At 53.8% G+C, this 264-nt stretch carries 1 protein-coding gene; it reads left to right on the plus strand.

What is annotated here, in order from left to right:
- Positions 1-264: FUSC family membrane protein (locus GEAM_RS22310; protein WP_034796358.1), on the plus strand; the 264-nt coding region annotated here is incomplete at both ends.

The following is a 264-nucleotide window of genomic DNA, read 5'->3' on the forward strand; positions in this document are numbered from 1 at the left end:
CTCTACCCGATACGCCCGCTGCAAGACTTGATCTCGCGCTGTTATTCTCAGCTGGCGCACTATCTTGAAGCCAAGGCGACCTTGTTCGACCCGGATCAGGAAGGCGACAATAAAAAAGAGTTGGTAGCGCTGGCGATGGCCAATAGCCAGTTAGTCGCAACCCTCAATCAAACCAAAAACACCTTACAGACCCGGCTGAAAGGTGACCGTGGGCAGAAAGGCACCCGCCGGACGCTGCACTATTACTTCGTGGTGCAGGATATT

Source organism: Ewingella americana ATCC 33852 (assembly GCF_000735345.1).
In the GTDB taxonomy this organism is placed as follows: Bacteria; Pseudomonadota; Gammaproteobacteria; order Enterobacterales; family Enterobacteriaceae; genus Ewingella; species Ewingella americana.